The sequence below is a fragment of the Serratia sp. N21D137 genome, assembly GCF_047530005.1.
GTDB lineage: Bacteria > Pseudomonadota > Gammaproteobacteria > Enterobacterales > Enterobacteriaceae > Chania > Chania fonticola_B.
This window is the reverse complement of sequence record NZ_JBLJAJ010000118.1, coordinates 1-702: the sequence shown is the minus strand read 5'-3', so window position 1 is coordinate 702 and position 702 is coordinate 1. Positions and strand designations below refer to the sequence as shown.

Here is a 702-nt window from a genome sequence, read left to right as displayed (position 1 = left end):
CACGTTGAGTATGCGCATCACTGGTACTCGGTCCCGCATGAGCTGGTTGGTCAGCGCCTGTCGCTCAAGGCGGGTCAGTTGGTGGTCCAGGTCTGGCACAAGGGACAGTGCGTGGCGCAGCATCCGCGCAGCCTCCATGAATATCAGCACTCTACCAATCCGCTGCACATGCCGGCTCGGCACCTGGGGCACGGGACATGGACGCCAGAACGTCTGGTCGAGATGGGATGTCGCATCGGCCCGTTCACCGGCAGAGTGGTTGACGCCATGCTGAAAGCCAAAGCCCATCCGGAACTGGCCTACCGTGCGGTGCTCGGTCTGACCGCACTGCAGAAAAAATACGGAAAAGAGAGGCTGGAAAAAGCCAGTGGCGTCGCCTGGCATTACAAAACACCGGACAGGCGCTTCATCGACAACCTGCTGCGCCACAATCGCGAGAACCAGGAGCTCCCGTTATCGAGTCAGAGCGAACAACACTCTCCGGCCTCGCTGGAGCATGAAAACCTGCGCGGTCCAGGCTACTACCACTAACTGACAAACAGAGGAACAAACGGCATGAGCGATAACCTGTTAAACAAACTGACCCAACTGAAGCTCCCGGCCATGGCAGGGAGCCTGATCCGCCAGCGAGAAACACCGCAGACCTACGGCGAGTTGTCGTTCGAGGAACGGCTGATCCTGCTGGCAGATGACGAACTGCTG

1 protein-coding gene and 1 pseudogene are annotated in these 702 nt (G+C 59.0%); both read left to right on the top strand.

Annotation, left to right across the window (positions count from 1 at the left end; all coding sequences use genetic code 11):
* On the top strand, positions 1-531 hold a 531-nt coding region (locus ACMV5H_RS25590), incomplete at its 5' end, for a Mu transposase domain-containing protein (RefSeq protein ID WP_414822812.1).
* Positions 532-555: 24 nt separating this feature from the next.
* A pseudogene (locus tag ACMV5H_RS25585) lies at positions 556-702 on the top strand (AAA family ATPase); the annotation flags it as partial.